29 protein-coding genes and 1 riboswitch are annotated in these 26,855 nt (G+C 70.9%); of the genes, 20 read left to right on the top strand and 9 right to left on the bottom strand.

Annotation, left to right across the window (positions count from 1 at the left end; translation table 11 throughout):
• Positions 1–51: 51 nt before the first annotated feature.
• The 3 genes from ACMCNO_RS08855 to ACMCNO_RS08845 all read right to left on the bottom strand — a co-directional run bounded on the left by ACMCNO_RS08855 (position 52) and on the right by ACMCNO_RS08845 (position 2,176).
• Positions 52–1,317, bottom strand: a complete 1,266-nt coding sequence (locus ACMCNO_RS08855; RefSeq protein ID WP_412748922.1) for a hypothetical protein — start codon at positions 1,315–1,317, stop codon at positions 52–54.
• A 272-nt stretch (positions 1,318–1,589) separates the two neighbouring features.
• Positions 1,590–1,913 (bottom strand): hypothetical protein, encoded by a 324-nt coding sequence (locus ACMCNO_RS08850; protein WP_412748921.1) that lies wholly within the window; start codon positions 1,911–1,913, stop codon positions 1,590–1,592.
• Complete coding sequence (locus ACMCNO_RS08845) at positions 1,910–2,176, bottom strand: hypothetical protein (RefSeq protein ID WP_412748920.1); 267 nt, start codon at positions 2,174–2,176, stop codon at positions 1,910–1,912. Before ACMCNO_RS08845 ends, ACMCNO_RS08850 begins: the two co-directional genes overlap by 4 nt.
• A gap of 239 nt (positions 2,177–2,415) precedes the next feature.
• Here ACMCNO_RS08845 and ACMCNO_RS08840 point away from each other — a divergent pair, with 239 nt between their 5' ends.
• The 8 genes from ACMCNO_RS08840 to ACMCNO_RS08805 all read left to right on the top strand — a co-directional run bounded on the left by ACMCNO_RS08840 (position 2,416) and on the right by ACMCNO_RS08805 (position 9,622).
• The gene (locus ACMCNO_RS08840; RefSeq protein ID WP_412748919.1) at positions 2,416–3,606 is read left to right on the top strand and encodes a hypothetical protein; all 1,191 of its coding nucleotides are present in this window, start codon (positions 2,416–2,418) and stop codon (positions 3,604–3,606) included.
• Positions 3,607–3,625: 19 nt separating this feature from the next.
• On the top strand, positions 3,626–4,552 hold the full coding sequence (locus ACMCNO_RS08835) for an inositol monophosphatase family protein (RefSeq protein ID WP_412748918.1): 927 nt from the start codon (positions 3,626–3,628) through the stop codon (positions 4,550–4,552).
• A 336-nt stretch (positions 4,553–4,888) separates the two neighbouring features.
• Positions 4,889–5,461 carry a hypothetical protein gene (locus tag ACMCNO_RS08830; protein WP_412748917.1) on the top strand — a complete coding sequence of 191 codons (573 nt, stop codon included), beginning with the start codon at positions 4,889–4,891 and terminating at the stop codon, positions 5,459–5,461.
• 95 nt (positions 5,462–5,556) lie between these two features.
• Entirely contained in the window at positions 5,557–6,261 is a 705-nt protein-coding gene (locus ACMCNO_RS08825) for an HAD family hydrolase (RefSeq protein ID WP_412748916.1), read from the top strand.
• Positions 6,262–6,465: 204 nt separating this feature from the next.
• Entirely contained in the window at positions 6,466–8,058 is a 1,593-nt protein-coding gene (gene mdlC, locus ACMCNO_RS08820; RefSeq protein WP_412748915.1) for a benzoylformate decarboxylase, read from the top strand.
• A 76-nt stretch (positions 8,059–8,134) separates the two neighbouring features.
• Complete coding sequence (locus tag ACMCNO_RS08815; RefSeq protein ID WP_412748914.1) at positions 8,135–8,653, top strand: hypothetical protein; 519 nt, start codon at positions 8,135–8,137, stop codon at positions 8,651–8,653.
• A gap of 20 nt (positions 8,654–8,673) precedes the next feature.
• Complete coding sequence (locus ACMCNO_RS08810; protein WP_412748913.1) at positions 8,674–8,898, top strand: helix-turn-helix transcriptional regulator; 225 nt, start codon at positions 8,674–8,676, stop codon at positions 8,896–8,898.
• 76 nt (positions 8,899–8,974) lie between these two features.
• Complete coding sequence (locus tag ACMCNO_RS08805; RefSeq protein WP_412748912.1) at positions 8,975–9,622, top strand: dihydrofolate reductase family protein; 648 nt, start codon at positions 8,975–8,977, stop codon at positions 9,620–9,622.
• Here the strand turns inward: ACMCNO_RS08805 and ACMCNO_RS08800 are convergent.
• The gene (locus tag ACMCNO_RS08800; protein ID WP_412748911.1) at positions 9,592–10,860 is read right to left on the bottom strand and encodes an FAD-dependent oxidoreductase; all 1,269 of its coding nucleotides are present in this window, start codon (positions 10,858–10,860) and stop codon (positions 9,592–9,594) included. The genes ACMCNO_RS08805 and ACMCNO_RS08800 overlap by 31 nt on opposite strands.
• An 80-nt stretch (positions 10,861–10,940) precedes the next feature.
• Between ACMCNO_RS08800 and ACMCNO_RS08795 the strand changes: the two genes are divergently transcribed.
• From ACMCNO_RS08795 to ACMCNO_RS08780, 4 genes are all read left to right on the top strand, one after another.
• Positions 10,941–11,387, top strand: a complete 447-nt coding sequence (locus ACMCNO_RS08795) for a MarR family winged helix-turn-helix transcriptional regulator (RefSeq protein WP_412748910.1) — start codon at positions 10,941–10,943, stop codon at positions 11,385–11,387.
• 93 nt (positions 11,388–11,480) lie between these two features.
• Positions 11,481–12,398, top strand: coding sequence for an aminoglycoside phosphotransferase family protein (locus ACMCNO_RS08790; protein ID WP_412748909.1), 918 nt, complete (start codon positions 11,481–11,483; stop codon positions 12,396–12,398).
• 123 nt (positions 12,399–12,521) lie between these two features.
• Positions 12,522–13,736: a phosphoglycerate dehydrogenase gene (gene serA, locus ACMCNO_RS08785; protein WP_412748908.1), complete on the top strand. Its 1,215-nt coding sequence runs from the start codon at positions 12,522–12,524 to the stop codon at positions 13,734–13,736.
• Positions 13,733–15,091 (top strand): FAD-binding oxidoreductase, encoded by a 1,359-nt coding sequence (locus tag ACMCNO_RS08780; RefSeq protein WP_412748907.1) that lies wholly within the window; start codon positions 13,733–13,735, stop codon positions 15,089–15,091. Before serA ends, ACMCNO_RS08780 begins: the two co-directional genes overlap by 4 nt.
• Here ACMCNO_RS08780 and ACMCNO_RS08775 read toward each other — a convergent pair.
• Together ACMCNO_RS08775 and ACMCNO_RS08770 are read right to left on the bottom strand one after the other, a co-directional pair.
• A complete protein-coding gene (locus ACMCNO_RS08775; RefSeq protein WP_412748906.1) occupies positions 15,088–16,110 on the bottom strand; it encodes a hypothetical protein in 1,023 nt (340 codons plus the stop codon). The genes ACMCNO_RS08780 and ACMCNO_RS08775 overlap by 4 nt on opposite strands.
• 1,274 nt (positions 16,111–17,384) lie before the next feature.
• Positions 17,385–18,047: a response regulator gene (locus tag ACMCNO_RS08770; RefSeq protein ID WP_412748905.1), complete on the bottom strand. Its 663-nt coding sequence runs from the start codon at positions 18,045–18,047 to the stop codon at positions 17,385–17,387.
• Positions 18,048–18,495: 448 nt separating this feature from the next.
• Between ACMCNO_RS08770 and ACMCNO_RS08765 the strand changes: the two genes are divergently transcribed.
• The 4 genes from ACMCNO_RS08765 (at position 18,496) to ACMCNO_RS08750 (ending at position 22,121) form a co-directional block, all read left to right on the top strand.
• The gene (locus tag ACMCNO_RS08765; RefSeq protein WP_412748904.1) at positions 18,496–19,239 is read left to right on the top strand and encodes a class I SAM-dependent methyltransferase; all 744 of its coding nucleotides are present in this window, start codon (positions 18,496–18,498) and stop codon (positions 19,237–19,239) included.
• Positions 19,240–19,527: 288 nt separating this feature from the next.
• Entirely contained in the window at positions 19,528–20,013 is a 486-nt protein-coding gene (locus ACMCNO_RS08760; protein WP_412748903.1) for a MarR family winged helix-turn-helix transcriptional regulator, read from the top strand.
• Positions 20,010–21,743, top strand: coding sequence for an MDR family MFS transporter (locus ACMCNO_RS08755; RefSeq protein ID WP_412748902.1), 1,734 nt, complete (start codon positions 20,010–20,012; stop codon positions 21,741–21,743). The genes ACMCNO_RS08760 and ACMCNO_RS08755 overlap by 4 nt, the downstream gene beginning before the upstream one ends.
• A gap of 78 nt (positions 21,744–21,821) precedes the next feature.
• Positions 21,822–22,121, top strand: coding sequence for an antibiotic biosynthesis monooxygenase family protein (locus tag ACMCNO_RS08750; RefSeq protein WP_412748901.1), 300 nt, complete (start codon positions 21,822–21,824; stop codon positions 22,119–22,121).
• A gap of 76 nt (positions 22,122–22,197) precedes the next feature.
• On the opposite strand, the gene ACMCNO_RS08745 is transcribed toward ACMCNO_RS08750, so the two are convergent.
• Entirely contained in the window at positions 22,198–23,013 is an 816-nt protein-coding gene (locus ACMCNO_RS08745; protein ID WP_412748900.1) for an ANTAR domain-containing protein, read from the bottom strand.
• Between the two features lie 489 nt (positions 23,014–23,502).
• On the opposite strand from ACMCNO_RS08745, the gene ACMCNO_RS08740 reads away from it, so the two are divergent.
• Positions 23,503–23,685, top strand: a complete 183-nt coding sequence (locus ACMCNO_RS08740; RefSeq protein ID WP_412748899.1) for a hypothetical protein — start codon at positions 23,503–23,505, stop codon at positions 23,683–23,685.
• 83 nt (positions 23,686–23,768) lie between these two features.
• Here the strand turns inward: ACMCNO_RS08740 and ACMCNO_RS08735 are convergent, their stop codons facing one another.
• Positions 23,769–24,338 (bottom strand): DUF1360 domain-containing protein, encoded by a 570-nt coding sequence (locus ACMCNO_RS08735; protein WP_412748898.1) that lies wholly within the window; start codon positions 24,336–24,338, stop codon positions 23,769–23,771.
• A gap of 12 nt (positions 24,339–24,350) precedes the next feature.
• Positions 24,351–24,602: a DUF6158 family protein gene (locus ACMCNO_RS08730; protein ID WP_412748897.1), complete on the bottom strand. Its 252-nt coding sequence runs from the start codon at positions 24,600–24,602 to the stop codon at positions 24,351–24,353.
• A gap of 86 nt (positions 24,603–24,688) precedes the next feature.
• Here ACMCNO_RS08730 and ACMCNO_RS08725 point away from each other — a divergent pair, with 86 nt between their 5' ends.
• The 3 genes from ACMCNO_RS08725 (at position 24,689) to ACMCNO_RS08715 (ending at position 26,831) form a co-directional block, all read left to right on the top strand.
• A complete protein-coding gene (locus ACMCNO_RS08725) occupies positions 24,689–25,132 on the top strand; it encodes a hypothetical protein (RefSeq protein WP_412748896.1) in 444 nt (147 codons plus the stop codon).
• A 25-nt stretch (positions 25,133–25,157) separates the two neighbouring features.
• Positions 25,158–25,466 (top strand): DUF3817 domain-containing protein, encoded by a 309-nt coding sequence (locus ACMCNO_RS08720; protein WP_412748895.1) that lies wholly within the window; start codon positions 25,158–25,160, stop codon positions 25,464–25,466.
• Positions 25,467–25,707: 241 nt separating this feature from the next.
• Positions 25,708–25,853: riboswitch (cyclic di-AMP (ydaO/yuaA leader) on the top strand.
• On the top strand, positions 25,842–26,831 hold the full coding sequence (locus tag ACMCNO_RS08715) for an NlpC/P60 family protein (RefSeq protein ID WP_412748894.1): 990 nt from the start codon (positions 25,842–25,844) through the stop codon (positions 26,829–26,831). Its footprint overlaps the riboswitch before it by 12 nt.
• The last annotated feature ends 24 nt before the right edge of the window (positions 26,832–26,855 follow it).

Genomic DNA, 26,855 nt, shown 5'->3' with positions numbered 1-26,855 from the left:
GTCGCGCGGTCGGCGTGTAGGCGGTTGGTGGGATTCGCCTGGCGAGGTTCGTCAGTTCAGGGGCGGATGCGGTCCGAGGCCGGCGCGGCGACGGATCGTGGTGAGCACCGCGTCTACGTCATCTCGCGCCAGCGTGGCGGGATCTCTCCCGGTCGCGAAGGTGGAAGCGGGTCGGCGGATCGTCACACGGAGGTTGTCGCCGCTGCGGCGGGCGGCGATGCCGGTGGAGTCTGCGGCGAAGTCGTAGCGGACCTCCAGCACCTTGTGCTCGCCGGCCGACCACCAGCGCCGCCAACGGGGTTCACGAAGCTGCTCAAGCAGCCCGTTCAGGGTGACCAGGTAGACGTCGGGTACGTCGTTGGTCGGCCCGCCGCCAACGACTCTGATGTGCGGTCCCAATTCGGCGGGTGTTTGCACTACGACAGCGGGTACCCGAGCCTGAACGGCGACCGTGTCAGGACCCTCGTCGAGCGGGTGGTCGGGGGGCAGTGCGAGCGTTGCCAGGTCGTCGAGGTCGATCGTTATCAGACCCTGGTCGTTGCGCCACAAGACGGTACGCCCGAGGCCCGCGGACAGTCCGGCGTAGGGCACCATCTCGACGACTCGCTTGCTCCGCCAGTGCAGGGTACGGGCGCTGCGGGCAAAGCCCGCTGAGGTGCTGAACGCTAACGCGGGCGGGGATTCGGCCACGAGCTGGCCGTCGTCTCGACGGCGCACCTGCACCGTGACACGACCGTAGCCGTCGTCCTGGAGCACGTACACGGGATGGGCGATGTGCCGTCGGTCTGGGCTGACCTTTGCCGGGCCCGTCCACCGGTAGCGCAGCCCGGCGGCCAGGACGTGGTCTCGGGCGGCCAACAACGCCGCCTCCTCCCAGCCGCGATCCTGGCCCAACCGGGTCACCGCCGCATGGACCACCTCAAGCACCAGCCCGCCCCGGACCGGTGCCGGCAGTTCGGCGATGCCGGGCGGCAGCAGTGCCACCGCGAGCTCGAACCCCTCGGTGATCTCCGGATGCACCGTCACCAGGATATTCGTGCGGTCGCTGTCGTGGTGGCAGGCCAGTCGCAGTTCGGAGTGCCGTGCCGGAACACGGGTCCGGCAGATTGCCTCGCTGTACAGCTCGCACACGCTACGGGCGCTGCGCACGAACGCGTCCTCGTCAGGATGTTCCAGCCAGGGATGGTCGGGAAACCCGGTCGGGGGCCAGAACGAGATCAATCGCAAGGCCGACATCAGCGTGCCCCCCGGATCTCCAGTTCTCGCAGCCGTACTGTCTATTCGATCATGCCTGCCCCCGGATGAGCTGGCGGCCACAGCCGTGCGAGATCACCCGCATCCCAGGCAGGCCGCGGCCGCGCATCACCTGGCGGATATCTATCACAGATCAGGTGTCGGGCCGCACATCAGGCACACAGATCGGCAGCGTCATGACTCGGCAGCTCCACCATAAATAGACCAGCTTGGCGTGTACCGCCGCACAAGACATGACGTCACTCCCGGTATTGGCTGCCTCAAGCATCCGATCCTCCTTGTCTCGAAAGGCAGAGCGCGCGCAACGACATAGAAGGGTTCGCGGCGTAGCGGACCTAGCGCACGCCCGGCGGCAGGATCAGACGGTCGAGTGCGCCATGGGTGCCCATGCAGACCACGCACAGCGGCCTGGCTGCATCCTCGTACACCACCGTGGATTCCTCGTACTCATGCTGCGGGTACTGCACCGTCTCCACGACGCCGCGCGCTTGCAGAGTGAAGTGGTAGCAGTTGTGCATCCGCCCGTTCGGGTACGCGCGAGCAATAGCCGGAGTAACCATCGGGATCAAGACCGCCCCGTGCGCGCGCAGGCTTGCCACGTCGGGGCAGGACTCGGAATGCACCAGCACGGCCGGTGGATACTCTCTCGGCGCTGTCACGACCGCCGTCCGCTCGGGAGGACCGCCTGCATGTCCCAGGCGGTCACGATGGCTTTCACGGCTTCCTCCTGAGCGAATCGGCCAACGAGGTCACCGCCGGTTCCCGGCCGTCTCACGTATGCGTTCCAGCGGTCACCGAGGCTGGCGTGAATCCAGCCGATGTAGTCGCCGTCTCGCACGATGGAGTAGCCGCCGACGACGCTCACTGTCAGGGTGACGCCCGGAAAGACCTCGCGCTTCGCGGGCGGTACGCGGCGCTCCACTTTCACCTCCCCGCACTGAACACCTCATGGCTGCCGCCCGCCGCCTTCGCTCGATCGCTGGGACGACGGGCGGGGCTCCCATGGGCTCGACTCGTTGATCGAGCTGGGAAAACGATCGCATTGTCAGAGGCTTCCGCACACCTGCGAACCGGTCCGTTCCCCCTCGGATCTCTGTGTGGGTCTGAACTGGGGTTTCGTGGCTGTCAGGGTCGTTGCCCATCACGATGGGCAACAGTAGGGTGACCGTCACGACGGATGAGCAACGAAGTCGCGACCGTACGGGGGAAGAGGTCAGCATGGGCACGGATGGGGTGCAGAGCCAATCTCCCCAAGCACGCGGGCGTGAGCTTGCGAAACAGGGCAAGGCCCTGTATTTCTCCTGTGGATCGGTCAAAGCGGCAGCGCACGAGCTGATGAATCACCATCAGGGCCTGCCCAGCATCCAGGCGTTCCGTTACGCGGCAGGACTGTCGCAGGACCAGGCGGCCACCCGCTACAACGAGGTCACCGGCAATCAGACCACCCTCGGTGGAACCACGATCAACGCCTGGGAGAGCTGGGCGCGGGCACGCGGCAGCGCTGGGGTCGGCTCTCCGCCGTCCTTCGCGAGCCTGCTCATCCTGGCCACCGCGTACGGACGCGGACCACACGGCGCGGCTGACGAGGTCATCTTCCCCGGCGACCTGATCCAGGAGGCGTACGAGAAGCTCGCCCCGGAAGACCAACTGGCGCTGAAGACCACCGCCGCCCGCTCGTCCGTCGCGGCGACAAGCGACTCTCTCCAGGTGCGTAACGCCGTTGTCGGCGGATCATCCGACCGCGACAACATCATCGGACCTGACTTCACCCTCGCCGTGCCCACGATCGACAATGGAACCCCAGCCATCTGCGCGTTCTCACTGCCTAACCCCAACCCCGGCCAACTGCTCGACCTGACCTGGAACACATTCGGGTTCGGCGTCCAACGGCTGATGAGGCAGATCAAGAGCCTCGGCCGACGACTCGACGCCGACATCTGCTTCGGAATCAACGAAGCGGGCTTGGTAATGGCGACCTTTCTGGCGTCCGCCCAGTTCAATCGCTGCCCCATCGGGTACCTCAGATGCAACCGCGTCCGGAACGAGATCACCTTCGGGGCAGAGTCGCACTACCCCGAGTCGGGGGAGGCCCCAGTCATCGTGATTTTCGACTTCGAGGTCAAACACGCCGACGTCGTGGGGCTCGTCGCCCGCGAGCTACGCCAGCGATACCCCGGCGCAGAGCTGTACTTCGCCGTGTTCGGAGCCATGACCAAGGGTGAATCCTTGAAGGTCGATAGCTTCGACGACCTCACCGGCGGCCCAATCATGCAGGCGGCGAAGTTCCAGGCGGTCTTCATAGCCGCGACGATGAGCCCTCCGGGCATCGAACCGCCGTTGGAGCTTCGCTGAGTAGACAGGAGCGACAGCGATGGAGACGACCAACGACATCCCCGATCTCGCAGCCAGGATCGCCGAGACGGTACGCGGCGTGATGCTGGACCTGCGTCCCCGACTCGTCGAGGCAGCACTCACCGGACGGCGGGGCGAGAGCGAGAACCTCCGCCACGAGGACAACTTCCTGTCAGAGCACGACCTGTGGATGCACCGCCGCTACCGCGAACTGCTCACCCCGATCCTCGGCTCGTTCGTCTACGCCTCCGAGGAAGCCGAACCCGAGGTCATCGGCGACAACCCCGACCCGGACCTCTGCGTGCTGGTCGACCCGTTGGACACCAGCGAACTGGCCGTGCGTGGCCTGCTCGGCTACACGCACGTCATGGTCTACTCCCGTGCCGCTACCCGGCCTGTGATCGCGGTGGTCGGCGACATCTTCCACCACCTCCAGCTCTACATCGGCGCGCGCGACGAACACGGCGCCGACCGTGCCTTCGTCATCACGGCCGACTCGCAGGCGTACGAGATGCGACAGCACACCAAGAAGGCGCTGTCCGAGTCGCTCGTCACCAACTTCCTGATGCGACCCGGCGAAAGATTCGTCCCGCTTGCCCAGAAGTCACAGCTTCTCGAAGCTCTCGACACACCCGGCAGCGACGGCAAGAGCCGGGGTCGGATTGGCGTGGACTTCGGCTCGGTCAGCCTGTGTCACGTTGCCGCTGGCATGACCGAAGCCGTCCTTGAGTTCGCCAAGGGCTTCGCCGTCTGGGACCTCGCTCCCGGGCACTACATCCTCTACGCCTCCGGCGGCACCGTACTTGACCTCGACGGGAAGCCCGTACCGCTCGACTACCACTTCGATTCGATCGCCGAGATAGCCAAGGCAATGGATCGCCGTCAGCGGTTCGTGGCGGCGGGGAGCCTCGACCTCGCCCAAGAGATCGTGGAGAGCCTCCGGTAGGCGCGGCGCTGTGGATTCTGGATGAGCGACCCTGCGAACTTCATCCCGGGTCCGCGACCCTGGTTTCCCAAAAATGGCGCAGCGCAGCAGGCCAGGCCGTCGTTACTTGCCGACCGACCAGGCACCGGCGGGCATCGATGTCGACTGGGAAATCACGATCCGACTCTGCGAATGGAACCGTCTCGCGCCTGGCCACCACGGCGACATGCGATCCCCATCGGCCATTGTGGAGGTAGGCGGTGGCTGTCAATGGGTACGCTGCGCCCGTACTCGATGCCCGCGAGTGCCGGCTCTTGGCCCGAAAGCTACGGCGGGCTTGGCAGGAAGGGGTAGGCGGTGATCGATCTGGACCAGCCGGCTCAGTACCGGACACCACCGAACGGGACGCCGGAAGGGCGATGGCGCAGACGCGCCACCGCGCGGGCGCTGGTCCTGGCCGCGGTGGTGTTGTTTCTGGCCGGCGCGGTACTGGGCGGCGTCGCGACGTACATCTGGCGGTATCAGCCCTTGGCAGCGTCGGTGGAGCGGGCAGAGTCCGCGGTCTCGGTGCTGCTCTTCGCAAAGGCCGACCTGATGATGGTGCACAAGGAGCAGCGGCGGGTACGCATCGAAGCCCAGGCGACGGTCGTCAATGCCGGGCCAAGGTCGATCAACGTCCTTGCCGTCCGCGTCGACCAGCCGGGCGTCACCGTACGCAGCCCCGAGAAGGTACGCCCGGTCGAGCCGGGTATGACGGTGCCCGTCGACGTGGTGGTCGAGTGGAACTGCGTCGCGGATCAGCCCACGGCTCTCGCTGCTTCCGTCAGCGTGGAGACGGTGGACGAGCACGTCCGGAAAATCTCGCCGGTAGCCCTCGACGGTACGCCGTGGATCGAGAGCAGGCATGGGGGATGTGCCAGTGTGGGCTGACTCCGCCTGAGGCCGGCGTTCCGCCTCGGGGCGTCTTGACTCTGGCATGACTCCCATCGACGGCATGACTCCCATCGACGCGTAAGATCAAACGCGTGTCCGCTCCGGTTGTCTTCTGGGATTTCGACGGCACTCTGGCCCAGCGACCTGGCATGTGGAGCGCTTGCCTGCTCGAGTGCCTCGCGGAGACCAGTGGCCCGGAGCTGGTCATCGGGCGCGACGAGATCCGGCCCTTCCTCCAGACGGGATTTCGCTGGCACCACCATGACCGAGGTCATGAACACCTGGTGGACGCGGACGCGTGGTGGGCTGAGCTCGAGCCCCTGCTCGCGACCGCCCTGCGCGGCGCCGGAGTGGCCACGGCGCGTGCCCGCGAAGCCGCTCAGCTGGTTCGGCTCCGATTCACCGAAGCGGACAAGTGGGTGGTCTTTCCCGGTGCTCGAGCCTGTCTGCGAGCTACGGCCCGCGCGGGCTGGCGAAACGCCATCCTGAGCAACCATGTTCCCGAGCTGGACCGACTCGTGACCCAGCTCGGCCTTGCCAGCGACGTGGATACCGTCTTCAGCTCGAGTGTCGTGGGCTGGGAGAAGCCCCATCCGGAGTTCTTTCGGCGCGCCTTGCGCGCGATGGGTGAGCCGCCGCGCAGGTGGATGATCGGCGACAATCCGGTCGCCGACATTGCGGGCGCCGAGGCGGTCGGCATCCCGGCGCTGCTGGTCCACACGAAATCGCCACATGGTACGACCCTGGGACTTGAGCAGGCGGTGGCCACGATTCTCGCCGGCCCGGCCCGGCACTGAACTGGCTCCATTGAGCCGCCGCCGACCCGTGCGCGTGGTCACAAATCCCCCGGAATTGCTCGGCCAGGTGGTTTCCGCCCCGATACGCGGCGGCAACGCGGCTGGGGGTGGATTCGTTGAAACGGCAGCGCCACAAGCACCCCACACCGCCTGACGGGACCTTCGACCTTGGCGGGCCCGGTTCTGCTGAGCCACGTTTGCCGCATGATCTCGGTACGGCAGGCAGCGTTCGACGTGTTCCGGGCCCACGGGCTCACCACGATCTTCGGCAACCCCGGTTCCACGGAGCTGCCGATGCTGGCCGACTTCCCGGCTGACTTCCGCTACGTGCTGGGCCTGCAGGAGGGCGTGGTGGTCGGCATGGCCGACGGCTACGCGCAGGCGACCGGCCGACCCGCGCTCGTCAACCTGCACAGCGCCCCCGGCGTGGCCACCGCCATGGGCGCCCTGGTGAACGCCGCCGGCGCGCGGACTCCCCTGGTCATCACGGCCGGCCAGCAGGTTCGCGCCCTGCTGACGGCCGAGGCGCTGCTGACCAACCCGGATCCGCGCAGCCTGCCCCGGCCGCTGGTCAAGTGGAGCTTCGAGCCACCCCGGCCGCAGGACGTCCCGGCCGCCCTGGCCCGCGCGGTCCATCTCGCCACGCTCCCCCCGAAGGGGCCGGTCTTCGTTTCGCTGCCGATGGACGACTGGGGCGCCGAGGTCGACGCCGGTCGGGTCAACCAGCTGACGCAACGTACGGTGCACGCGAACGCGGGCCCCGACCAGGCGGCGCTGGGGTCGCTGGCCGGGCGGCTGGCCGCGGCGCGCTCCCCCGTGCTGCTGGTCGGAGCCGGGTTGGACACCCGCGAGGCGTGGCAGCCTGCCGTGGAACTGGCGGAACGGTACCGGCTGCCGGTGTACTGGGCGCCGCTGGAGCCCCGGTGCGGCTTCCCCACCGCGCATCCCGCCTTCCAGGGCGTCCTGCCGGCCACCGAAGCCGGTGTCGGCAAGGCGCTGCAGGAACACGACCTGGTCCTGGTGGCCGGCGCCTCGGTGTTCCGGTATTACCCGCACGAGCCGGGCCAGGTCCTGGCCGACGACGCCACGCTGGTCATGCTGACCGACGATCCGCAGGAGGCCGCGCGGGCGGCGCTGGGCGAGGCGATCGTCGGCGATCTCGCCACGGCTCTGCGGTGGCTGGCCGCCGCCGCGGCGACGTCCGAGCGTCGGCATCCGCCCACCGGTCCGCGACCGCAGCCGACCGGCTCAACCGATCCCACGCCGACCGCGGCAGCCGTGTACGCGGCGATCGCCCAGACGACACCGCCGGAGCGCGTCGTGGTCTGCGAGTCGGTGTCCAACATGCGTGACTGCCAGGATCAGATCCGGTTCCAGGCTCCGGGCAGCTTCTACAGCCCGGGCGGCGCCAGCCTCGGCTTCGGCCTTCCGGCGGCGATCGGGGTGCAGCTGGCCCGGCCGGACCGGCCCGTCCTGGCGGTGGTCGGTGACGGGGCGTTGCAGTACACGGTTCCGGCGCTGTGGAGCGCCGCCCGCTACCGCGTACCGGTCACCGTGGTCGTGCTGCGCAACGACCGCTACGCGGTGCTCGAGGACTACTGCCGGTTGCTCGGCACCAACGGGGTTCCCGGCCTTCAGGTGCCGGGCATCGACACGGTGCAGCTGGCCCGCGGCTACGGCCTGCCCGCTTCACGGGCGGAGTCGCTGGAGGAGCTGCGCGAGGAACTGCGCCGACCGGTGACCGGTCCGCGACTGCTGGAGGTGCCGATCGACCGCACCAGCGCGAAACACTGGTAGTTCCGCGGCGTCGCCACCCGAACTGCGGATGTTAAGTGCTCTTGACGTAAAGAGAACTTGACTCCATGATGAGTGCATGACAATGACAACCCCGACGGACGAGCGCAGGAGCATCACGGACCGCATCGCGGAGTCGATGCTCGACCATCACGGCGACATGTACGGCGACGAACGCGAGCGCCTGCACTGGTATGAGGGCATCGCCACCGCCGCCGGCGTCCAGTGGCTGACCGTGCCGTCGGCGTGTGCCGTGATGGTGTGGATCGGCGGGCGGCCCACGGTCGTGCCGCTCGTGGTGGTGCTCCTGGCGCTGTACCTCCCGCTCATCCTGTGCACCGCGTACGTGCACCGGCGGCAGGTCACCATCGCACCGCGGACCTGGTCGGCGAAGCGCATCCTGTGGACGGTGGCGTACGCCCTGCCGTACGTGGTGTTCACGGTCGGGGCGATGGCCCCCTTCGCGACTCACGCCCGCCCGCTGCGTGCCACGGTGGTGGGAGGGATCATCGGCGCGGCCGTGGCCGTGGCCTGGCTCGCGGTGATGACGATCCGACGCCGCCGCCGGGAAGCCACGGTCCAGCCGGACGCGGAGTGATGGCCGCCGCCGGAGGCCCGGTGCGGGCCTCCACCGCCGACGGCATGGCGGGTCAACGCATCCGCGCCGCGCGCGCGGCGGCCGGTCTCACCCAGCAGAGTCTCGCCGCCACCATCCAGGTCAGCCGGCAGACGATCATCGCCATGGAGCGGGGTGACTACGCGCCTTCGGTGTATCTCGCGCTCAAGGTCGCCGCAGCGCTCGACGTGACGGTCGAAACATTGTGGGGCGAGCCGAGCCCGTAGGGCCGGCCGCCGAGCGTGGGCGGCCAATGTCGTCGGTGGTAGCGGATAGGGTCACCGGCGACGCAAGGAGGAGACAGTGCCCAAGCTGCGCGTACACAACATCTCGATGTCCCTCGACGGGTTCGCGGCCGGTCCCGCGCAGGATCTGGAGGATCCGCTCGGGGCCGGCGGCGAGGCCCTGCACACCTGGGTGTTCCGCACCCGGACGGGGCGGGCGATGATCGGCGAGGAAGGCGGCGACGAGGGGGTGGACGACGACTTCCTCCGCGCCGGCGACGAGAACATCGGCGCCACGGTGATGGGGCGCAACATGTTCGGCCCGGTGCGGGGGCCCTGGCCGGACGAGTCGTGGCGCGGCTGGTGGGGCGAGGAGCCGCCGTATCACCACGACGTCTTCGTGCTCACCCACCATCCGCGCGCAGACGTGCCGATGCGGGGCGGCACGACGTTCCACTTCGTCACCGACGGCATCGCCGCGGCGTTGGAGCGGGCGTTCGCGGCGGCGGGCGGCCGGGACGTCCGCCTCGGCGGGGGCGTCGCCACGATCCGGCAGTGCCTGCGCGCCGGGCTCGTCGACGAGATGCACGTGGCGGTCGTCCCGGTCCTGCTCGGCGCCGGGGAACGCCTGCTCGGCGGCGACGCGACCGAGGGCTACGAGGTGACCGGGTTCGTGCCCACGGACGCAGTCGCGCACTACCGGTTCGCACGCTCCACCGGAGAATGACCGGCCACCGGAGAATGACCGGCCACCGGAGAATGACCGGGTGACGCGACGACAGCGTCCCAGTCGATGGCGTGCCGGTGCACCCAGCCCATCATCCGCTCCTGGCGGTAGAAGGTGCGCATGGCGATGGGGAAGGTCAGGTCGCGAACGAGACGGCCGACCGGGCCGGGAGCCTTGTCGCTGTTCACCCGCGCGGTTCGCTTGATGATCTTCTCGACGCGGTGGCGGCGCAGCGCCTCGTAGGCGGCGAACGCCTGGGGCAGCGGCAGGTCGCGCAGGCACCGGGCCAGCTCGACCGCGCTCTCGATGGCCAGCGACGCACCCTGCCCGGAACTGGGCGAGGTCGCGTGCGCGGCGTCGCCGACCAGCACGGCCCGGCCGCGGTGCCAGACCGGTACGGGCGGCATGTCCTGCATCGTACCGACGTTGACCAGGCCACCCTCGGGCACGCGGTCCAGCAGGGCCAGCGCGGGCAGGGTGTCGTCGGCGTACACGGCGCGCAGCCGTCGCAGCCATTCGGCCTCGGGGGTCAGCCTGGCCTGGGCCGCAGTCACCGGCTCCGGCGAGGGCAGGTTGGCGAACCATCCGGCCCGGCCGTCGTCCTCGATCTGGTATCCGAAGAACGCGCGCCGCCCGAACGCGAAATGCATCGCGCCGCCGGTGCCCCGCAGCCCGGACCCGTCGACCCACCCGCCGAGCCCGAGCAGCCGGACCGACCGCGGCTGCGGCGCACCCGGGTCCAGCAGCGCCCGCACGGTGGACCGGATGCCGTCGGCCCCGACGAGCACGTCCGCCGCGGCCGTGGTGCCGTCGGCGAACCGGGCGAGCACCCCGTCCGCGGTGGAGTCGAATCCGGCGAGGCGCTTGCCGTACTCGACCCGCACCCCGGCGGCGGTCGCGACCTCGAGCAGGGCGGCGTAGAGGTCCGGACGGGCGAAGGTGCGGCTGGTGGGCACGCCGGGCAGGTCCTCGAACGTGCCGAGTCGCTTGCCCGCCCCGGTCTCCATCACCATCCGGGGGGTGGGCAGGCCGACCCGCTCGACGGTCGCGGCGGCGCCGATGGCCCGCAGTGCGGCCAGCCCGTTGGGGGCCAGCATGAGCGCGCCGCCGATGCCGTCCGCGCGGGAGTGGTGCGCCTCGTACACGGTCGCGTCGATGCCGGCGCGCCGCAGCGCGATCGCCGTGACCGGCCCGGCGATGCCACCACCGATGATCATCGCGGTCCTGACGTCCGTCATGGCCCTCTCCTGTCATGGGAAACTATCTCGTACCGCCGATTATCTCGCCACAACGAGATACTAGCGATAGCGAGATACTTGTGTCCACGAACAAACCGCGCGAGGTTCAGGAGACCGAGATCGTCGACGCCGTCCGGCGCATGATCGCGTCGGCCGTGCTCTACAGCCACCAGGTCGCCGAGCGGCTGCGCCTCGGGCCGAGCGACGCCCAGTTCATGACGCTGCTGGAGGTGCACGGGCCACTCACCCCGGGCCGGTTGGCCGAGCTGACGGGGCTGCGCACCGGCACGGTCACCGGCGTGCTGGACCGGCTGGAACGGGCCGGGTTCGTGCGGCGCGAGCGCGATGCGACCGACCGGCGCAAGGTCATCGTCTCGCGGGTGGACGAGCAGATCCGGGAACGCGTCGAGCCGCACTACGCCGGGCACGCGGAAGCGATGGTCCGGCTGCTGCGGCGCTACGACGCGGATCAGCTCGCGCTGATCGCCGACTTCCTCCACGCCGCCACAGGCGACGCGGAGCACTGAGCCGGGCCGGCCGCCGACAGGAGAGCACGAGCCCCGGCGCACCCGGACAGAAAGTCCGTGGCCCACAGCCCGCTGACCTGCCACGATCCCGGCATGGTCGCTGCCGTGGGAGTCCGGATCAGGTGGGCCGACGTGCCCGCCCACGTCCGTGACGCGATCGAGGAGATCCTCGGTTCGCCCGTCGTCGCGGCCGAGTCCCAGCCGGGCGGGTTCTCCCCGGGCACCGCGGACCGGGTCCGCACCGCGGCGGGCGGGGCCGCGTTCGTCAAGGCGGTCAGCCCGGCGCTCAACGAACGCTCGACCGAGCTGGCCCGGCAGGAGGCCCGGATCAGCGCGGCCCTGCCGGTGCACGCGCCCGTGCCACGGTTCGTCGGCAGCTACGACGACGGCGACTGGGTGGCGCTCGTCCTGGAGGACATCGAGGGGCGGCACCCGTACACCCCGTGGCGGCCGGACGAGCTGGCCGCCGCCGTACGCGGACTGCGGCTGCTGGCCACCGCGCTGACCCCCTCCCCCATGGCCGACCTGCCCATGGCCGCCGACCGGCTGGCGGACAACTTCGCCGGCTGGGACCGGCTGGCCGCGGATCCACCGCCGGACCTGGACCCGTGGGCCCGCGACCACCTGGACGAGCTGCGCGCCGCCGCCCGGTGGGCGCTGACGACGCTCGACGGCGACACCCTGTGCCACTGCGACGTCCGCGCGGACAACATGCTGCTGCGCCCGGAGGGCACGGTGGTCGTCGTCGACTGGCCGTGGGGCTGCGTCGGCCCGGACTGGCTGGACACCGTACTGCTGGCGGAGAACGTCATCGTGCACGGCGGCGACCCGGCGCCGGTGCTCACCGGCATCGACCCGCGGACCGTCACCGCGATCATGGCGGGGCTCGCGGGCTACTTCGTGGACCGGGCCCGGCAGCCTCCGCCGCCGGGCATCCCCACGGTACGGGCGTTCCAGCGCGCCCAGGGCGAGGCCCTGCTGCCCTGGGTGCGCGCTCGTCTCACGTATTGAGCGGCGTGGGACATCCGGCACACCCTGGTGGGGGCGGCCGGGGAGGGCACTACGCTGGGGTGCCGTGAGCTGGGCTTCGGCGTGGCGGCCCGGACGGCGCAACCGCACACGAAACGGAAACTGATGATCGACCAAGCCAAGGTACGAGTCCTCCTGCTGGAGAGCATTCATCCGGACGCCGTGACCCGGCTCGAGGCCAACGGTTACGAGGTCGAATCCGTCCGCAACGCCCTCGACGAGGCCGAGCTGATCGAACGGATCGACGGCGTACACCTGCTGGGCATCCGCTCCAAGACCCGGGTGAGCGCCAAGGTGCTGGAGGCGGCGAACAGCCTCGTCGCGATCGGCGCGTTCTGCATCGGCACCGACCAGATCGACCTGCCGGCCGCCTCGCGGGCGGGGATCGCGGTCTTCAACGCGCCGTTCTCCAACACCCGTTCCGTGGTCGAGCTGGCCCTGGCCGAGATCATCGCGCTGACCCGCCGGCTCACCGAGAAGAACAGCGGCATGCACAGCGGCGTCTGGGACAAGGCGGCCGAGGGCAGCCACGAGATCCGCGGGCGGCGCATCGGCATCGTCGGGTACGGCAACATCGGCACCCAGCTGTCCGTGCTGGCCGAGAGCATCGGCATGCAGGTGTCGTTCTACGACACCGCCGACAAGCTGGCCCTGGGCAACGCCCGGCGCTGCGACAGCCTGGACGAGCTGCTCGAATCCTCCGACATCATCACGCTGCACGTCGACGGCCGACCGGGCAACGCGGGCTTCTTCGGCGCGGAGCAGTTCGCCCGGATGACCAAGGGGGCGATCTTCCTGAACCTCTCCCGCGGCATCGTGGTCGACCACGTCGCCCTGCGGGAGGCCCTCACCAGCGGGCACCTCTCCGGCGCCGCGGTGGACGTGTTCCCCAAGGAGCCGAAGGGCCGCGGCGACGAGTTCGTCTCCGAGCTGCGCGGACTGCCCAACGTCATCCTCACCCCGCACATCGGCGGGTCCACCGAGGAGGCGCAGTCCGACATCGGCAACTTCGTGGCGACCAAGCTCGCCAGCTTCGTGCAGGAGGGCAACACCACGCTGAGCGTCAACCTGCCCAGCGTCGCCCTGCCGGTGCAGGAGGGCATGAGCCGCATCGGGCACGTGCACCTCAACACTCCGGGCGTGCTGGCCCAGGTCAACAGCATCCTCGCCGATCACAAGGTCAATGTGGAGGGTCAACTGCTGACCACCCGCGGCGAGTACGGATACCTGGTCACGGACATCAGCGGGGACTACGCCGAGGACGTCCTGGAGCAGCTGCGGGCCATGGACCAGACCGTACGGCTGCGCGTCCTGGCATGAGCGACCTCACCGACCGGCTCACCGGGATCGTCGGGCCGAGCCACGTCCTCGTCGACGCCGACCTGAAGGCACCGTACGAGACGGACTGGACCCGCCGGTTCACCGGCGAGGCGTGCTGCGTGGTGCGTCCCGCGGACACCGCCGAGGTCGCCGCGGTGGTGCGCGCCTGCGCCGACGCGGGCGTGGCCATCACCGTGCAGGGCGGCAACACCGGCCTGGTCGGCGCGGGCGTGCCCGCGGGCGGCGAGGTGCTGCTCAGCCTCGGCCGGCTCACCGACACCGAGCCGGTCGACACGGTGGAGGCGCAGGTCACCGTCGGTGCCGGGGTCACGCTGGAGAAGCTTCAGCAGCATGCCCGCCCGCACGGGCTCGACGTGGGGGTGGACCTGGCCGCCCGCTCGGCGGCCACCATCGGCGGTCTGGTCGCGACGAACGCGGGCGGGATCCGGGTCGTCCGCTACGGCAGCATGCGCGAGCAGCTGACCGGCATCGAGGCCGTCCTGGCCGACGGTACGGTGGTCAGTCGCCTGGTCGGCCTGGCCAAGGACAACACCGGGTACGACCTCACCCAGCTGCTGGCGGGCAGCGAAGGCACCCTCGCGGTGATCACCAAGGTACGGCTGCGGCTGGTGCCGCTGCTGCCCGCCCGCGCGGTGGCCCTGGTGGCGGTCGACGGGGTGCCCGGGGCCCTGGAGCTGCTGGCGGCGGCCCGCGCCGGGCTGCCGTCGCTGTCCGCGGCCGAGCTGTTCCTGGCCGAGGGCCTGGAGCTGGTACGCGGACACGGGCGGCTGGCCGCGCCGTTCGCCGACGAGCACCCGGCGTACGTCGTGCTGGAGTGCGCGGCGCGCACCGACCCCACCGACGAGCTGCTCGAGGTGCTCGGAGTCAGCGAAGCGGTACGCGACGCGACCGTGGCCTCCGACGCGGCGGGCGTGGCGAAGCTGTGGGCGTACCGGGAGACCCACACGGAGGCGATCAGCGCCGCCGGGGTACCGGTGAAGCTGGACGTGAGCGTCCCGCTGCGCGAGCTGGCCGGGCTGGTCGCCGACCTGCCCGCCACCGTGGCGGCGGTCGCACCCGCGGCGCGGCCGATCCTCTTCGGCCACCTGGGCGAGGGCAACCTGCACGTCAACGTGCTGGACGCGGGCCCGCACGCCGAGCAGGTCACCGACGCGGTGCTGCACCTGGTGGCGCGGCGGCGCGGCAGCATCAGCTCGGAACACGGCGTGGGCCGGGCCAAGGCCCGGTGGCTGTCACTGTCGCGTTCGGACGCCGAGGTGGCCGCGATGCGCCGGATCAAGGCCGCGCTGGACCCGGCCGGCACCCTGAACCCGGGCGTCCTGCTGGAGGACTAGCTCGTCTCCACCCGCAGCAAGGTGATCCGGGCCGCCGCTTCGAGGTCGTAGCGGTCCGGCACCTGCCAGTTCTTCGGGGTCAGGGTCGAGCCGGGAGCGACGTCGCGCAGCGTCCGGGTACCCGCGGTGACGGTCTTCGCGCCGCTCTGCACCTTGACCCGGACCGGCGCGTCCGTGGGTGACTTCACGGACAGCTCGTCGAGGGCACCGTCGACACGTACCGCGACGGTGCCCACCGGCTTGGGCAGGGTCAGCACGACCCGGCGCGCTCCCCCGGTCAGCGCCACGTCGCCGACCTGGCCCCGGCTGAGGTCGATGAGCTGCTCGTCCGCACCGCCGGTGAACCGCAGCGACCAGCGGACCTTGGCAGACAGGACGACCTCTACCGCGTCGGGCGCGCCGTCGCCGGCCGGGGTGACGGACAGCCGTACCTGGTCGTCCGTGATCACCGGGGCGGGCACGCTGTCCGACCCGTCCGCCGCGGTGATCCGGTACAGCTGGTCGCCGAGGTCCTCGCTGGTCACGGTCAGCTTCCCGATCCCGCCGAACACCTCAAGGCTGGCGGCGGTCCGCCCGTTGAGCGGCGCGGTCGCGGTACGCCGGTCCGCCGAGCCCGCCCCCAGCTGCAGGACGGACGTGATGTCGCCGTTGGCGCCGGAGAAGAAGACGACGCCCGCGACCGTACCGGCCAGCAGGATGACGCCGGTGAGCCCGACCGCGACGGCCGTGGCGGCGCGGGATCGCCGCCGGGCCGGCGGGGCTCCAGCGCCGGGCTGCGGCCGACCGTCCGCTTTGCGCCCGTCCGCTTTGTGTCCGTCCGCTTTGCGCCCGTCCGCTTTTTGGCCGTCCGTGTGGTGCCCGTCGGGGTGGTGCCCGTCCGCTTTGCGGCCCTCCCCCTTGCGGCTGGCCGTGTCGCGGCGGGATGCGCGGTGTGGGCGTATCTCGCGCCCCGGGCCGTTGACGATGTCCCCGATGGCCGGCGGGTCCGGTGCATCGCCGAGGTCCACCACGGGAGACACCGGCGCCGGTGTCGGGGCGCGCCCGCCGGACCGGCCCGAAGCCGCGTCGTGCTGCGCGACAGTGCCGACCGGCCCGCGCGGCGGAGCCGGCGCCGGGCGCGGGGAGGTCGGTACCGGCCCGGCCCCCTGGGCGGCAGCAGACGGCCCCCGCCCTTGATCAGCCGGGGAAGGTCCTCGCCCTTGATCAGCCGGGGAAGGTCCTCGCCCCCCATGGGCGGGGGACGGCCCTCGCCCCGGACTGGCGGGGGACGGCCCTCGTCCCGGGGCCGCGGTGGGCGGGCCGGGCGGCGTGGTGACGGGGACCGGGCGTTCCAGAGACGGGCCCGGGGCTGCCTGGGTGCCGGGGCGGGCGTGCGCACCGCTGATCGGGCCCGCGGTGAAGCCGAAGGAGACGCGACCACCGGTGCCGGGCGGCGCCGGCCCGTACGGCGGTTCGGGCGCCTCGCGACGCGCGGGGTACCCGGCCTCGTCCCGCCAGGGTGCGTCGGCGGTGCCCTCCGGCGACGCCGCCTCAGCCGACCGGCGCGCGTCCAGGGCCCCCTCGGCGGTCCGGCGGGGAAGCTTGTCGGCGGGCCCGTTCCCGCCACGGCGGTCCGCGGCGGATCCGGCGGGACGGTCGGCCCGCGGCGGTTGGCCCTCGCGCGCACCGGGGGCGCCCGGCAGGGTGTCGCCAGTCGCTGATCCAGGCACCCGCCGGGGCAACTCACCGGTCGTGGCCCCCGCCACCCGGCGGGGCAGTGCGCCCGGTCCCGCCGCGCGCCGGGAAGGGTCACCATCGGCCTGCGGACCGCGCCCCCGGGCGGACTCGCCCGAATCCGACCCGCGACCGGCACGGGCCCCGCCCGGCTGCGGGCCACGGTTCGGCCCGGATCCGCCGGTCGTGCGGTCACCGTCACGCTCCGCGTCGGGCCGGGACACGCTGAACGCCCAGGAGGAACTGTCCTCGGTGGATGGGGAGCCCGTGCGCGGGCCGCGGGGTGCCGGCGACTCGCCCGGCAGGGAGCTCGACGAGGGCGTGCGGCCGAACGACTCGTCGGCGCCGCCAGGACGACGACGGTCTCCCTCGGAGTCCCTGTTGGCCCAGTGCGCGCCGGAGGCCGACGGCAGGTCTGCGACCGCAACGGACGCATCGGACACGCCGCCGCTGCCCGTCACATCGCCGGAAACTGTACGTTCCACGCGATTCCTCCACCCGCGCTGGCGCCGTCGATCACCGGTGGCGCTCTGCCCAGTGGTACGGATTTCGGCCGGTCGCGGTTGAGTCACCGCGGGAATTACCGTCCGTACTGGCGATCCGGCTGAATCAGCCCGCGCCGGGTGGCCACCGCGACCGCCTCCAGCTGGCTGTGCGCGTCGAGCTTCGCCAGCACCGCCTTCACGTACCCGCGGCAGGTGTGCACGCTGATGCCGAGCCGGCGGGCGATCGCGCGTGGGTCGAGACCGGCACCCATGAGCGCCAGCACCTCGTGCTCCCGCGCGGTGAGACCGCCGGCCCGCGGGCCGACCACCGGAGTGGTGCTGCGCAGCAGCCGGGCAAGGATGTCGGTGGAGACCGTCATGCCGCCACCGTGCGCGGTGTGCACCGCGTTGAGCACGTCGCCGATGGCACCGTTCTTATTGAGGAATCCCGCGGCACCCGCCTCCGTCGCCCGGCCCACCAGGGTCGCCTCGCTGCTGGCCGTCAGGATGACCACCCGGGTCTCCGGCTGACGGTGCCGCAACATTTCCGCGATCGCGATGCCGTCCGCGTCGGGCAGCTCGGGATCGAGCAGGATCACGTCGGGCTTCAGCTCCGCGGCGAGGCGGATCGCCTGCTCCCCGCTGCGGGCGTGGCCCACGTAGCGCAGGTCGGGCTGGCCCCGCAGCGCCACACCCAGTCGCTCGGCGAAGGTCTGGTGGCCGTCGACGACGAGCACGGAGATCACCTCGTCGCCCATGCCAGCCTCCCGTCGATAACCGTCGTCGAAGTCTAAAATCGCGGCGCCCGCGGGCTCGCCGTATTAACAGCCGGACCGCACGAGCGCGCCGGAGCCTACCGCCCGGTACTGCCGCCGCCCGGATGAGTCCGACCGGCTGCGATAACAGGTCTTTCGGCCGAGGCACCCCCTCGATGTGGTGTTGTCGCCCGGACGCCACCCGCGAGGAGTCTGGCGCATCCACGGCCGGTTGGCCACGTCGGACCGTGCCGACTGCCGGAGGATGACAGCCACCCGGTGACCACGATGGAGGGTACGGCTCACCGCCGCACCGTACGGATCCGGGGCGGTACGGCGGGCGACGTCCCCGTCACGACCCGCGACGGCGGGTGGGGCTCACCGTGACCATCCCGATCATTTCGGGCCGGTGCTCCCCGACGGCCGGCCGGGCGGCCCGGACAATCATCCGGTGCCGATCGAGCCTGTCCTACAGCCGTTGCCCTTCGTACCGGAGATCTCGCTGTTCCTGGTGGCCGCCGACGTCGGGCTCTTCGACCTGACCGGCGGAGAGTTCCGCAGCGAGGAACCGCCCCCGTTCTGGGCGTTCGCCTGGGCGGGCGGCCAGGCGCTCGCGCGCCACGTACTGGATCATCCCGAGATCGTGCGTGGCCGCCGGGTGCTGGACCTCGCGTCCGGATCGGGCCTGGTGGCCATCGCGGCGGCCCGGGCGGGCGCCGCCGAGGTCCGCGCGGTGGACGTCGACCCGGCGGCCCGGGCGGCGGTGGCCCGCAACGCCGCCGCGAACGGCGTCCACGTCCGGGCGATCCTCGGTGATGCCGCCGAGTCCCTCGGCTCAGGGGTGCACGGAGACAGCACCCACGACGCGGCCGACCCGGGCGCGGGCACGTCCCACCGTGGCAGCGGAGCGGGCCACCGTGGCAGCGGAGCGGGCGCGGGACCGGCAGACGCCGGCGGTCCCGAGGTGGTTCTGGCGGGCGACGCGTTCTACAGCCCGGCGGTGGGCCCGCCGATGGCCCGGGCCCTGCATCGGGCGGCCCGCTCCGGGGTCCGGGTGCTGGTGGGTGATCCGGGCCGAGGATTCCTCCCGAAACATCTCTTCACTCGGATCGCGGAGTATGCCGTGCCCGTTCCAGAATCACTAGAGGAGACAGAACTGCTGGTCACGGGCATATGGGAGATCCGCACCACATGAGGTGCTTTCCCCAAACAACAAGTTGTACGCTACACAGATCAGCGCCGGGGTCAGGATGAGCTGCCGGGCGCAGGCAAACGTACGGGCGCAGTGTGCGACCCGAGACCGGGCCGGGATCGCGTTCCGCGAACGGCACCGGAAGCACGATGACCGGGCTGCCCGAATCCGCAGGGTGCCCGGCACCGCGCGGCGGATGACCGCCGGAACCGGTTCGACAACGCAGTGATCACAGCGTGGCCACCCCCTGCAAGGCGTGGCCGCGCGCCGAGTGCGATGGGACGGCATGACGTGGTGGAACGGGACGCCGAGGACGGCGTGAGCCGGCTCGCCGGCGAGATTGTGCGGTTCGCCCGACTGGGCGCCCGCGCCAAGAGCATGCTCAACGTTGGGGATTTCGGAGCCGAATTCTCGGCGCTCATGCTGCTCTTCCCGCTGTGCCACCAGGGCCCGCTGCGCGTCACCGACCTCGCCGAGGTCAAGCAGGCGGACCCCTCGACGATCAGCCGGCAGGCCGCCCAGTTGGTGAAGGCGGGCCTGGCCAGGCGCGAGGCCGACCCGACCGACGGCAGGTCGTCACGGCTGGCCGCCACGGAAGCCGGCCAGGCCGCATGCCAGCGGATGCACGAGGCGCGTCACGCGCTGCTCAGTGAGGCGCTGGGTGCCTGGCCTGCGGAGCGGGTCGCGGCGTTCACCGCCCTTTTCGAGGAATTCAACAGCTCCGTCGAGGCACTGATGCGCCGCGACTCAGCACCAACCCCACGGGAGATTTCGTGAGTAACGCGAGTACCACCGCGACGGCGCCGGCCGGTCCACCCGGCGGCGCGCCCGCAAAGGCGGGAATGTCCGCGGACTTCACCCACCGCCAGATCCTCACGATCCTCGCGGGCCTGATGATGGGCATGTTCCTGGCCGCCCTGGACCAGACGATCATGGCCACGGCGACCCGGACCATCGCCGACGACCTCCACGGCTTCGACATGCAGGCGTGGGCGACCACCGCCTTCTTGATCACCTCGACGATCTCCACCCCGCTGTACGGCAAGCTGTCCGACATCTACGGCCGCCGCGGCTTCTTCCTGTTCGCGATCGGTGTGTTCATCGTCGGCTCGGTCCTCTGCGGCCTCGCCCAGAACATGTACGAGCTGGCCGCGTTCCGTGCCATCCAGGGCATCGGCGCGGGCGGTCTCATGTCGCTCGCGCTGGCGATCATCGGCGACATCGTGCCGCCGCGCGAGCGCGCCCGCTACCAGGGCTTCTTCCTCGCGGTCTTCGGCACCGCCAGCGTCATCGGCCCGATCCTGGGCGGCTTCTTCGCCGGACAGGAAACGATCCTGGGGGTCGACGGCTGGCGCTGGGTGTTCTACCTGAACGTGCCGATCGGCATCGCGGCCATGGCCGTCGTGGCGAAGGTCCTGCACCTGCCGCATCACCGCACCGACCACCGCATCGACTGGCCCGGCGCGCTGGCCCTGATCGTCGGCCTGGTGCCGCTGCTCACGGTCGCCGAGCAGGGCCGCGACTGGGGCTGGGACTCGCCGCGCGCCATCGCCTGCTTCGTCATCGGCGCGCTCGGCCTGGTCGCCTTCATCTTCGCCGAGCGGGCGTACGGGGACGAGGCACTGCTGCCGCTGCGCCTGTTCCGCAACCGGACAGTCGCGGTCGGCGCGACCTCCAGCACGATCATCGGCATGGCGATGTTCGGTGGCCTGATGACCGTCCCGCTGTACCTGCAGATCGTGAAGGGCTCCTCCCCCACGATCGCGGGCCTGCAGATGATCCCGTTCGTCGTCGGCATCATGGCGGGCTCGATCACCGCGGGTCAGCTCATCTCCCGCACCGGCCGGTACCGCATCTTCCCGATCATCGGCAGTGTGCTCATGGCCGCGTCTCTCGGTCTGTTCGCGCTGGTGGGAGCGGACACCCCGCTGTGGAAGACGATGCTGGTCATGGTGCTGATGGGTCTCGGCCTGGGCGGCAACATGCAGCCAATGATCACGGCGGTGCAGAATGCGGTGTCACCGCGCGAGATCGGCGTGGCGACCAGCTCGGTGACGTTCTTCCGGTCGATGGGCGGCACGCTGGGCACGGCGATCTTCCTGTCGGTGCTGTTCAACGTCCTGCCGGACAAGATCCGGGACGCCTACCACACGGCCGCCTCGACCCCGGGCTTCCAGCAGGCGATCGCAGCGAACCCGAAACAGGGTGAGCTGCTGCAGCAGACCCAGAGCGGCGGGGCGCTCAGCGACACGTCGTTCCTCGGCCGGCTGGCGGACGCGATCGCGCACCCGTTCAAGGTGGGCTTCTCGGACAGCATCCACATCGTGTACCTGATGGCCCTCGGCGTGATGATCATCGGTCTCATCGTGGTGTTCTTCCTGCCCGAGATCCCGCTGGCGCAGCGCTCGGCACAGGCCCAGCGCGCCGCCGACGCGGAGGCCGCCGAGCAGAACGCCGCGCCGGCCGACGCGGACGACCCGGACAGCCCGTCCACGGGCCGCGGCTGACGAACAGCACCACATCGGGGGTACGGGTGGCCACGGCCGCCCGTGCCCCCGACGTCTGTGCGCATTAGCCTGGAGCCCATGGCAGTCGTGAAGATCAACGCGATCGAGGTGCCGGAAGGCGCCGGACCGGAACTCGAGAAGCGCTTCGCGGCGCGGCTGGGAGCCGTCGAGAACGCCCCGGGCTTCCTCGGCTTCGAGCTGCTGCGACCGGTGGCCGGGGAGAGCCGGTACTTCGTCTACACGCGCTGGGAGACCGAGGAGGACTTCCAGGCGTGGTCGACCGGATCCGGTCGGCAGGCGCACGCGGGCGAACGGTCCAAGCCGGTCGCCTCGGGCGCCAGCCTGCTGGAGTTCGAGGTCGTTCAGCGGGTGGGCTGACCGCTCCCGGATCGGCCGGTCACCGCCGGCGTGACGCACCGACCGACGCCCGCGATGCCACGGATCAACCGAGGCGTCACGGCTCCGCGTTGCGGGCCGCGGCCGCGATGAGCCGCTCGGCGACCGTTCGGCGGTCCAGGCCGAGCCGCCGCGCGGTGTCGTGCAGCACGTCGTACGCCTCGCGGACGCTGCATCCGCGCTGGGCGATGATCACCCCGACCGCACGGTCGACCGTCGCGCCCTCGTGCAGTCCGCTGCGCCGCTGCACCTCCCCGATCAGCACCTCGGCCTGACCGACGATCGCCATCGCGGTCAGCAGCAGCTCCGGCTGGACACCCTGCGGATGCGCCACGAACAGACTCAGCGCGCCGACCGACGTGCGCTGCACGTCGAGCGGGATGGCCACGACCGCGTGCACCCCCTCGGCCCGGGCGCAGTCGGCCAGCTGCGGCCACCGCGGGTCGGCGGGCAGGTCCTGGGCGGTCACGAGCGTGCGGGTGCGGGTGGCGTCCAGGCCCGGCCCGTCCCCGACCGCGTACTGGAGGTCGTCGAGGGCCTGCGCCCGCGGCCCCGCGGTGGCCCGGGTCAGCGGGGTGCCGTCGCCGATCAGCGCCGCCGAGCAGCGCAGCACGCCGGGTACGGCCTGCACCGTGAAATCCGCCAGCCGCTCCAGCGCCTGGGGCACGTCGGCGGCGTCCAGCAGCCGTACGGACAGCTCCTGCAGGAGCCCGGCCAGTTCGACCGGGTGCGGACCCGTGGACGCGATCTGCGGCAGCGCTGCCGCGGCCAGTGTCCGGGCACGGGTGCTGAGGCGTCCCTGGGCCGGTGCGCCGGCCATGGTCGCGGACCGGCGCGTCACCAGTCCCCCGGAACTCCGATGCGGGGCAGACATTTGCCCGATATTGCCATGCGAATCGACGGACACGGTAGCCGTACCCCTAACGGGTGGCATCTCCGGATCCGGGCACGGCGGGCGTCCCTGCCTCCGCAGCGCGCGGGTTCGCGGGGTGCAGGTCACAGCGATCTTCAGTCACGGCGACCGAGTACCCGGATCCGGTGCCCGTCAACCAGCCCGGTGCAAAGTGTGACGCCCCGGGAGACAGTGTGACGCCCCCGGGAGACCCGGGGGCGTCACAGATGCCGGTGTGCTGGTCGCCTCGCGGCGAAAGGCGCAACGCGGCTCCAGCCGAACGGTATTCCGCGAAGGCAGGTGGGTTGAGGCCCGGGGACACTGAACACACCGACATCTGTCCCCAACCGTCGGCGGAGGCGCCCGATTCCGGCAGCCGTTGTGACCCAGACCACACCCAGGACGTTTCGTGCTCGTGGGCCCGGGTAGACGGCAGGTGACCACCAGGCTCCGGAGACCACAGGGGGCGACATGACCACCCACGACGAGCGTTCAGCCGCGATCGGAGACCCGGACGTGGAGATCCCGGACGACGACTTCGCCGAGGAGCACACGGACACCGTGGTGGACCGGGACATCGCCACCGGCGACCAGCCGGGCGAGACGGAGAGCCCGCGCGGCTGGGCCGGGTTGGAATCCGAGGGACCGCCCTGACCGGCCCCGCCCGGCAACCCGGACCCGCACGGCATCCGAGCCCCGCACGGCAACGGAGGATCAACCAACGGCGGAGGCGGCGCTCACGGGGCGCGGTCGGGACGTTCCGTGCCCGCACGCTCCGGGGAGCGCCGCGGCCCACCCTCCGCGGCTTCCTTGGCGATCGAGTACCCCATCTGCAGGAAGTCCGAGACGGCCGTGGCGGTGAGCGCGGCCGCGGCGAACCGCGTCAGCCGTGGTGCCAGCACCAGCCCTCCGGTGAGGGCCGTCGCCGCCCACATCGCCAGGCAGAACGGGCAGCTCACCAGCTCACCGATGGCATGCCGAACGGTGCCGACCTCGCCGCGGACCTCTTCGTTGACCTCGGCACTCCCGCCAGGCTCGGTGTACCGGGTGAACGGGGCGCGCAACGGGCTGGTCACGGCGTCCTTGGCCAGCAGACGGCTCAGCTTGTGGGTGGCGATGGAGATCAGCACCACGTCGGCGGCCGCCGGACGTTCCGGAACGGGACACCCGGTCACCTTGGCGGCGGCGGCAAGACTCGCGGCGAGCGCGCCGAACGCGCTCAGCGCGGCCACGTAACCGTCCAGGGGCCGCCGCTCCTGCGGCGCATACGCCTCGCGGAGTCGGGCGAGCCGGTCGCGCACCGTCATCGGTACCGCCCCTCAGAAGTCTTGGGTGAGTCGGGCCGGATCGATTTCGCGTCCGGGGTGCCGGGTCAGGTACTCGGTCTCGAGCTCGGCGGTCCGGCGCAGGTGGTTGCTGAGCGCGGCGTCGGGGCCGTGCCGCAGGGCGTCCAGCCGGGTGCGGTAGAGGCTGGTGAGTTCGCGCAGCAGATCGTTGTCCGCCAGCGCGGCCGGGTCGATGCCGATCTCGGCTACGCCTCCCGCCGCGCCGGGGCGCGTCGCGTCGGCCATGAGCCTTCCCCCTTCGCAGATCCCTTCGCGTGCCTCCCGCTTGCCCGTCCGGCCGACCTCCGAAACCCCGCCGGTACGCTCGGAGCATGAAGGGGCTGTGGACGCCGGCGTGGATCGTGCGCCACGTGGTCGCGGTCGTCCTGGTCGCCGGATTCTGCGGGCTGGGCTGGTGGCAGTTCACCCGCGCAGCCGGGGGGAACGCCCTGAGCTGGGGCTACACGTTCGAGTGGCCGGTCTTCGCCGGCTTCGTCGCGTTCCTCTGGGTCCGCGAGGTGCAGCATGAACGCCGGCGGGGGGCGTCGGCGCGGGACGGCGCGACCACGCGGGTGGACACCCCCGAGCCCGGCCCCGAGTCCTCCCCGGCGGGCGCGGTGAGCGTCCGGCGTCCGGTCCGGGTGCCGGTGACATCGGTCGCACCCGACGACGGCGGTGACGCCGACCTGGCCGCCTACAACGACTATCTGGCCTGGCTGGCGGCGCATCCGGGGGCCCGCCCGACGGACTACCCCGGTCCGGCACACCGCAACTGACAACGAACGACGAAGGACGTGCAACGTGCAGGGAGCCCTCACCCGCTACCGGATCATCGCCTGGATCGTCGGCGTGGTCCTGATCGTGCTCGTGCTGGGCATGCCGTTGAAGTACCTGGGTGACAACGACATCGTGGTGGCCACGGTGGGCCCGGTGCACGGCTTCCTGTTCATGGTGTACCTCGTGTTCACCTTCGACCTCGGCCGCCGGGCCCGGTGGCCGCTGGGGCGGATGGCACTGGTGATGCTGGCGGGCACGATCCCGTTCCTGTCGTTCTGGGCCGAGCGCAAGGTGAGCCGCGATTGGATCGAGCCGGAGCTGGCCGCCGCATAGGACCGTTTCGCGCCAATTGCCGGGCCATTGTCACGCAGCGATTCGACCTGATGGCAATGGGTTATCGGGATCATCGGTAAATCCGCGACTATTGGCGTGAATCATTCCACCGCACCTTGATTTTGCTCGGCGCATCGATAAGTTGGTGCGGTTGATCCGGTCCGCAGCCACATCCCTCCGGTGGCGCTGGGTCGACGCCGCCGAATCGCAGCGGCAGCCAGGCGCGCCCACCACCCCCGGGAGGCTCCGTCGGCCGTCGCACCGAGCCGGGGAACCGCCGAGCAGCACCTGGGGTGAATCCGCGCCAGCGGTAGGGCCTTCTTCCCGCCCCAGATCCGCCGGAACCCCAGGCGTCAGCTAACCCGGTAGGCGGCCATGCGGAAGAAAGGCCACGTTCCGTTGTCACACGCCCGCACGAGGCTTCGGGCCCTGGTGGTCGCCGTCCTCGCCGTCGCCCTCACCGGCTCCGGCGCGACGACCGCCCATGCGGCACCCTCCACGAGTGACATCAACAAGAAGATCGAAGCGGCGTCCAACCAGCTCGAGGACGTCGTCGAGTCGTACAACAAGATGAAGATCAGCCTGGCGAAGACGGTGTCGGACGAGAAGAACCTCGCCGCCTCGCTCGGGCCCGCCCGGGCGGCGCTCAAGAGCGCCAGTGCCCAGGTGCAGACCATCGCGTCGTCGGCGTACATGGCCGGCACGGTCGGCACGGTGAACGTGCTGCTCGAGGACCCGGACGGCCTGATGGACCGGATGAACATCCTCGACCAGCTCTCCCGCAGCCGCCAGCGCGACATCGCGACCTTCACCGCGACCACCCAGAACTACGCCCAGCGGCAGGCCGCGCTCAAGAGCACCCAGGACAAGCAGAACGCCGAGGTCAAGGAGCTCGCCGCCCGCAAGAGCAAGATCGAAGGCGATCTCAAGAATCTGTACGCGATGCGGCGCTCCGCCTTCGGCAGCGACACCTCCAGCGGCAGCAAGTACACCGGCGCCATCCCGGACCTGCCCGGCTCGGCCGGCACGGCGGTGAAGTACGCCTTCAACGCCATCGGCGCGATGTACCACTACGGCGAGGACGGCCCGTACGACGTCGGCTACGACTGCTCCGGGCTCACGTCCGCGGCCTGGCGCTCGGCGGGCAAGTCATTGCCGCACAACGCCGCGGCACAGTACAGCGCCACCGCCCGGATCAGCCGCGGCGAACTCAAGGCCGGCGACCTCGTCTTCTACCGCAGCCTCGGTCACGTCGGCATCTACGTCGGCAACAACCAGATCATCGACGCCTCGCACGCCGGCGAGCCGGTCCGGAAGCGCTCGATCGACATCATGACCCCGTACGGCTACGGCCGGGTTCGCTAGCGTCCGGTGAGCCGGGCGACCGGC

The organism is Krasilnikovia sp. M28-CT-15, from assembly GCF_047159595.1.
In the GTDB taxonomy this organism is placed as follows: domain Bacteria; phylum Actinomycetota; class Actinomycetes; order Mycobacteriales; family Micromonosporaceae; genus Actinoplanes.
Note: the sequence above shows the minus strand (reverse complement) of the source record. Positions and strands in the feature narration are given on the sequence as shown.

Excerpts from the sequence above, each read along its gene's own strand:
- ACMCNO_RS08835 (WP_412748918.1), top strand. The coding sequence starts at position 3,626 with ATGGAGACGACCAACGACATCCCCGATCTCGCAGCCAGGATCGCCGAG.
- mdlC (WP_412748915.1), top strand. The coding sequence starts at position 6,466 with ATGATCTCGGTACGGCAGGCAGCGTTCGACGTGTTCCGGGCCCACGGG.
- ACMCNO_RS08815 (WP_412748914.1), top strand. The coding sequence starts at position 8,135 with ATGACAATGACAACCCCGACGGACGAGCGCAGGAGCATCACGGACCGC.
- ACMCNO_RS08800 (WP_412748911.1), bottom strand. The coding sequence starts at position 10,860 with ATGACGGACGTCAGGACCGCGATGATCATCGGTGGTGGCATCGCCGGG.
- ACMCNO_RS08790 (WP_412748909.1), top strand. The coding sequence starts at position 11,481 with ATGGTCGCTGCCGTGGGAGTCCGGATCAGGTGGGCCGACGTGCCCGCC.
- serA (WP_412748908.1), top strand. The coding sequence starts at position 12,522 with ATGATCGACCAAGCCAAGGTACGAGTCCTCCTGCTGGAGAGCATTCAT.
- ACMCNO_RS08780 (WP_412748907.1), top strand. The coding sequence starts at position 13,733 with ATGAGCGACCTCACCGACCGGCTCACCGGGATCGTCGGGCCGAGCCAC.
- ACMCNO_RS08770 (WP_412748905.1), bottom strand. The coding sequence starts at position 18,047 with ATGGGCGACGAGGTGATCTCCGTGCTCGTCGTCGACGGCCACCAGACC.
- ACMCNO_RS08750 (WP_412748901.1), top strand. The coding sequence starts at position 21,822 with ATGGCAGTCGTGAAGATCAACGCGATCGAGGTGCCGGAAGGCGCCGGA.
- ACMCNO_RS08745 (WP_412748900.1), bottom strand. The coding sequence starts at position 23,013 with ATGTCTGCCCCGCATCGGAGTTCCGGGGGACTGGTGACGCGCCGGTCC.
- ACMCNO_RS08740 (WP_412748899.1), top strand. The coding sequence starts at position 23,503 with ATGACCACCCACGACGAGCGTTCAGCCGCGATCGGAGACCCGGACGTG.
- ACMCNO_RS08735 (WP_412748898.1), bottom strand. The coding sequence starts at position 24,338 with ATGACGGTGCGCGACCGGCTCGCCCGACTCCGCGAGGCGTATGCGCCG.
- ACMCNO_RS08730 (WP_412748897.1), bottom strand. The coding sequence starts at position 24,602 with ATGGCCGACGCGACGCGCCCCGGCGCGGCGGGAGGCGTAGCCGAGATC.
- ACMCNO_RS08725 (WP_412748896.1), top strand. The coding sequence starts at position 24,689 with ATGAAGGGGCTGTGGACGCCGGCGTGGATCGTGCGCCACGTGGTCGCG.
- ACMCNO_RS08715 (WP_412748894.1), top strand. The coding sequence starts at position 25,842 with ATGCGGAAGAAAGGCCACGTTCCGTTGTCACACGCCCGCACGAGGCTT.